This is a genomic window from Streptomyces hirsutus, assembly GCF_001418415.1.
Taxonomy (GTDB): domain Bacteria; phylum Actinomycetota; class Actinomycetes; order Streptomycetales; family Streptomycetaceae; genus Streptomyces; species Streptomyces hirsutus.
Genome location: NZ_LIQT01000420.1, coordinates 1 through 5,018, shown reverse-complemented (window position 1 = coordinate 5,018; position 5,018 = coordinate 1). Strand labels below are relative to the sequence as shown.

General features: G+C 73.6%; 4 protein-coding genes. All 4 read left to right on the top strand.

What is annotated here, in order from left to right:
• The first annotated feature begins 10 nt into the window (after window positions 1–10).
• On the top strand, window positions 11–1,291 hold the full coding sequence (locus tag AOK11_RS28750; protein ID WP_063793537.1) for a hypothetical protein: 1,281 nt from the start codon (window positions 11–13) through the stop codon (window positions 1,289–1,291).
• A gap of 38 nt (window positions 1,292–1,329) precedes the next feature.
• The gene (locus AOK11_RS28745; RefSeq protein ID WP_206188948.1) at window positions 1,330–2,382 is read left to right on the top strand and encodes a glutamate ABC transporter substrate-binding protein; all 1,053 of its coding nucleotides are present in this window, start codon (window positions 1,330–1,332) and stop codon (window positions 2,380–2,382) included.
• A gap of 115 nt (window positions 2,383–2,497) precedes the next feature.
• On the top strand, window positions 2,498–3,889 hold the full coding sequence (locus AOK11_RS28740) for a hypothetical protein (protein WP_055596641.1): 1,392 nt from the start codon (window positions 2,498–2,500) through the stop codon (window positions 3,887–3,889).
• 18 nt (window positions 3,890–3,907) lie between these two features.
• The coding region (locus AOK11_RS28735; protein ID WP_276204852.1) for a serine/threonine protein kinase at window positions 3,908–5,018 on the top strand (1,111 nt) is incomplete at its 3' end.

The following is a 5,018-nucleotide window of genomic DNA, read 5'->3' as shown; positions in this document are numbered from 1 at the left end:
GGCCGTCCGGCTGCGCGAGGCCGCCGCCACCGAACCCGGCCGTCTCAGGATCATCGGCGCGGTCCTCGCGGCCCTCGTCGTCGCCTTCGGCACGGTCGCCGCCTGGCAGATGGCCGAGCGGGCCGCGGCGGCGGACGACGTCCTCACCAGCAGCCAGCCGCTCGCCTCGGACGCCGCCGACATCTACCGTTCCCTCGCGGACGCCAACACCGCGGCCTCCAGCGGCTTCCTGGCCGGAGGCCAGGAGACCGCCGCCTCCCGGGACCGGTACGAGAAGGGCATCCGCACCGCCGCCACCAAGCTCGTCAACGCCGCGGCCAACTCCCAGCCGGGCTCCTCGTCGGCGGCGAGGATCACCGAGCTCAACCGGCTGCTGCCCGTGTACAAGGGCCTGGTGGAGCGCGCCCGTACCTACAACCGCCAGGGCTACCCGGTGGGCGGCGCCTACCTGCGGTACGCGAACGAGAAGATGCAGGAGGAGATGCTTCCTGCGGCGGAGGCCCTCTACAAGAAGGAGACCGAGCGCCTCGACGCCGACTACGCGGACGCGACCCCCTACCCGTGGGCCGCGATCGCGCTCGGTGTGATCGCCCTCGCCGTGCTCGCCTGGGCCCAGCGCCGTACGTACCTGCGGACCCACCGGGTGCTCAACCACGGCCTGGTCGCGGCCACCGCCGCGGCGGCGGTCGTGCTGCTCTGGCTGGTCGCCGGCCACAGCCTCGCCCGCTCGGGACTGAACGGCTCCTACGACCACGGCGTCCGCTCGCTCGGCGTGCTGCACGAGGCCCGCATCGCCTCCCTGAAGGCGCGCGGCAACGAGAACCTGACGCTGGTGGCCCGCGGCGCCGAGACGAAGAAGGTCGGCGAGAAGGCGTACGACGCCTATGACTACGACTTCCAGCACGACATGGAAGCCCTCGACAAGGGCCTCGCCCGGGCCGGCGAACTCGCGGACGACAGCAGCGGCGAGAAGCCGGTGGCCGCCGCCGTGAGCAACATGACGGAGTGGAAGAAGCGCCACGCGGCCGCCCGCGAGCAGGACGAGAACGGCAACTACCAGGAAGCGCTGGACCTGGTGATCGGCGGCGAGGGCGCGACCGGCGAGTGCTTCGACGGCGTCGACGAGAGCCTGGCCTCGGCGCTGACGCACGAGAGGCGCGAGTTCGAGGAGGCGGCCACCGGCGGCCGGGACGCGCTGACGGGTCTCCCGCAGGGCGCCGCGGGCCTCGCCGTGCTGGGCGCGGCGGGCGCGGTGCTGGGCATCGGCCGCAGGCTGTCGGAGTACCGGTGAGCGGAGTACCGGTGAAGGGTGAAAGGGGAGGGGGCGTGATGAGGAACGTACGACGCCTGCGGGCCGGCCTCCGGGGCTGGGGCGGGGTGGGCGCGATGGCCACCCTCTGCGCGCTCGCGCTGGTCTTCGCGCTGGTACTGACCCGCGCCGGGTCCTCCGCCGGGCCCGGCAAGGAGCCGAGGACCGCCGGACCGGGCGTGACGGACGCCCTGGGCGCGAAGGCGGCCGAGGAGTGCGACGATCCCGAGAAGCAGACCCTGACCCCCTCCGACGCCGACGGCCCGGTCATCGACGCGATCAAGGCCCGCCCGGGCGAGCGGCGGAAGCTGATCGTCGGCATCGACCAGAACAGCTACGGCTGGGGCTACCGCGACCCCAACAGCGGGGACAGCGCCCGGCTCGAGGGCTTCGACATCGACCTGGCGCACCGCATCGCCGAGGACATACTCGGCGACCGGAACGCGGTCCAGTTCAAGGCGATCCCCACCGACCAGCGCATCCCGGCGATCCAGGACGGCCGGGTCGACATGATCGTCCGCACCATGACGATCAACTGCGAGCGCCTGGAGGACGTGGCGTTCTCCGCCCCGTACTTCACCACGGGACAGCAGGTCCTGGCCCCGAAGACCTCCCCGGTCAAGGGGTACGGCCCCACGCTCGCGGACCGGGAGATCTGCACGGCGGCGGGCTCCACCGCGTACACGAACCTGGAGGCGGACAAGGCGAGGGGAGCCCTCCCCCGGTCGGCCGACATCCGCACCACCGTCCCCAACCAGCTCGACTGCCTGGTGCGGCTGCAGCTCGGCGAGGTCGACGCGGTCGTCACCGACGCCGCGCTCGCCGCCGGCCAGGCCGCGCAGGACCCGACGGTCGAACTCAAGGGCGACTCCTTCACGACCGAGTACTACGGCGTGGCCATGAAGAAGGACGCGGACGACCTGCTGCGCCGGGTCAACCAGGTCCTGGTGGACTTCGGCGAGGACACCGAGGACGGATGGCAGGCCTCGTACGAGCGTTGGCTGGCGAAGACAATGGGCAGTGATCCAGGAAGTTCCGAACCACCGGCACCGGAGTACCTGCGCGTGAGCTGACCACCCGTCGGCCCACCGCACAGGAAAAGAGACGCGCACAGGACAACGCACGAACGTCGACGCACGAACGTCAGCGACCGGACGTCGACGACCGACCCGCAGCGAGAGGTGATCGATGGGCGACACGGATCCCGCCGGGCCGGTGATGGACCGGGACGAGGTGGACCGTGCGCTCGCACGGCTCGGCGCGGAGCACGAGGCGGTCGAGACCTCGCTCCTCGCCCTGCAGGACCACGCGGGCCGCAGACTCCTGGAGGGCGCCCGGCTCACCGGCCGTACCGAGGAGCACTGGCAGGCCACCGAGGCCTCGATCACGCTGCTGTGGACGTACTTCGACGCGTACTCCGGCGCGTTGCGCACCGCCCGCGAGATCCGCGCCCGGCGCCGCTGGTCCAGCCGCGAGGACCTGGTGGAACTGACGGAGCTGCTGCGCGGCGAGTGCGTCACGGTCGCGGGCTCGGCCACCACCACGGCGAACGCGCCGACGCTCCAAGGCCGCGCGGGCCGCCTCAGCGAGCGCTACTCGCTGGCCGCGCTGGTCGAGCTGATGAACGAGCTGTACGCGTCCTCGCTGGACATGGTCGTCGCCGCGGACGCGGTGTGGTCGGCGTTGCCCGCGCGGATAGACCTCCTGGCCGCCGAGCTCCAGCGCACCCGCAGGCTCGCCCACCCCGTAGGGGTCCGTCCCGGTGAGCACCCGGCGGGCGACGACCTGGAGCGGATCACCCGCACCCTGACGCAGCTGCGCGAGCAGGTGATCTCCGACCCGCTGGCCTTCTGGAAGCCCCTGGAGGGCAGTTCGGCGCCGGGCGGCGGCCGGCCGGACACGACGGTGTACGACCGCGAGGCGCGCGCCCTGGAGGAGGTGCGCCGCGAGATCGACGCGGTGCTCGCGGTCCGCCAGGACTCCGAGAAGCGGATCGTGCGGCTGCGGGACGTCCTCTCGCGCGCCGACCGCACCCTCGCCGAGGCGCGCACGGCGCGCGGCGAGGTGCTCGCGAAGATCGCCGCCACGGAGGTGCCGGTGGTCAGCGGCCCGCCGACCGTGCTGCAGGAGCAGCTGGCGACGGCCGCCGAGTACCGCAGGCACGCCCAGTGGCACCGGCTGTCCCCGCTCCTGGAGTCCCTGGAGCAGAAGGCCGAGGACGAACTGGTGCGCGCCCGCGAGTCGTTGACCGCGGTCACCGCGCCGCTGGCGATCCGCGCCGAACTGCGCGGCCGGCTCGACGCCTACAAGGCGAAGGTCGCCCGGCACGGCCTCGCGGAGGACACCGTGCTGGCCGAGCGGTACGAGAAGGCGCGCCGCATGCTGTGGAGCGCGCCCTGCGATCTGCGGGTCGCCGAGGAGGCGGTGCTGCGCTACCAGCACGCCGCCGCCGAACTCCTCGGCACGGCGCAGCAACGGGTGCCCCGCCAGTCCGGCCCGCACGGGCAGTCCGGTCGCGGCCCGTACGGGCGGCCCGGCCGGGGCGCGCCCGAGGAGCGTGGGGGGCCGGCGCATGAGTGACGAGGGGGAGGCAGGCGCATGAGTCAGGCGGAGAACCGGACGCACCACCAGGGCCGGCCCCAGGGGCAGCCCGGCGGTGGTTCCGGGGAACGGAACGGGACCCAGGAGCAGAGCGGGAACGGGGAGCAGAGCGGGAGCAGGGAGCCGAGCGGGAGCAGGGAGCCGAGCGGGAGCAGGGAGCAGCCGGCGCAGGCCGCCGCCGCGGCGCCCCGCGCCTGCCAGCGTCCCGGCTGCGAGGGTGCCTACGAGGACGTCGGCGGCGGCGAACTGTACTGCGACACCTGCGGACTCGCCCCGGTCGTGTCGCCCACCGGAGAGATCGGCTCGTCCCCCACCGGCGTCACCGTCGGCGGCCGGGAGTCGCGCGGTTCGCACAGCTCACGGGGTTCTCGCGGCTCCGGCGGCTCCGGCGGTTCCGGCGGCTCCGGCGGTTCCGGCGGTTCCGGCGGTTCCGGCGGCTCGGCCGGCAGTGCCCGTACCGGCAGCCGCAGTTCGCGTACGTCGTCGCAGTCGTCGAGGTCACGGCGCTCGGTGTCCGGGCGGCTCTCCCGCTCGCTCCCGGGCGGCGGCGCCGACCGCTCGGTGTCGGTGCGCAGCTCCGGGTCCGTCGGCAGCTCCTCCGGCCGGGGCCGGCTGGGCGCGGGGCTGGTCCAGGTTCCGCCGATCCCGCGGCCCGACCCGCGCGCGATGGTGCTGGACAACCCCGAGGTGCCGGAGCGGAAGCGATTCTGCTCCCGCTCGGACTGCGGCGCCCAGGTGGGCCGCGCGCGGGCCGGCCGGCCGGGCCGCACGGAGGGTTTCTGCACCAAGTGCGGCCACCCGTACTCGTTCGTCCCGAAGCTGCGGGCCGGTGACGTGGTGCACGGCCAGTACGAGGTGGTCGGCTGTCTGGCGCACGGCGGCCTGGGCTGGATCTACCTCGCCGTGGACCGGGCGGTCTCGGACCGCTGGGTGGTCCTCAAGGGCCTGCTGGACACGGGCGACCAGGACGCGATGGAGGCGGCGATCTCCGAGCGGCGCTTCCTCGCGGAGATCGAGCACGCCAACATCGTGCGGATCTACAACTTCGTGGAGCACCTCGACCAGCGCACCGGTTCGCTGGACGGCTACATCGTCATGGAGTACGTCG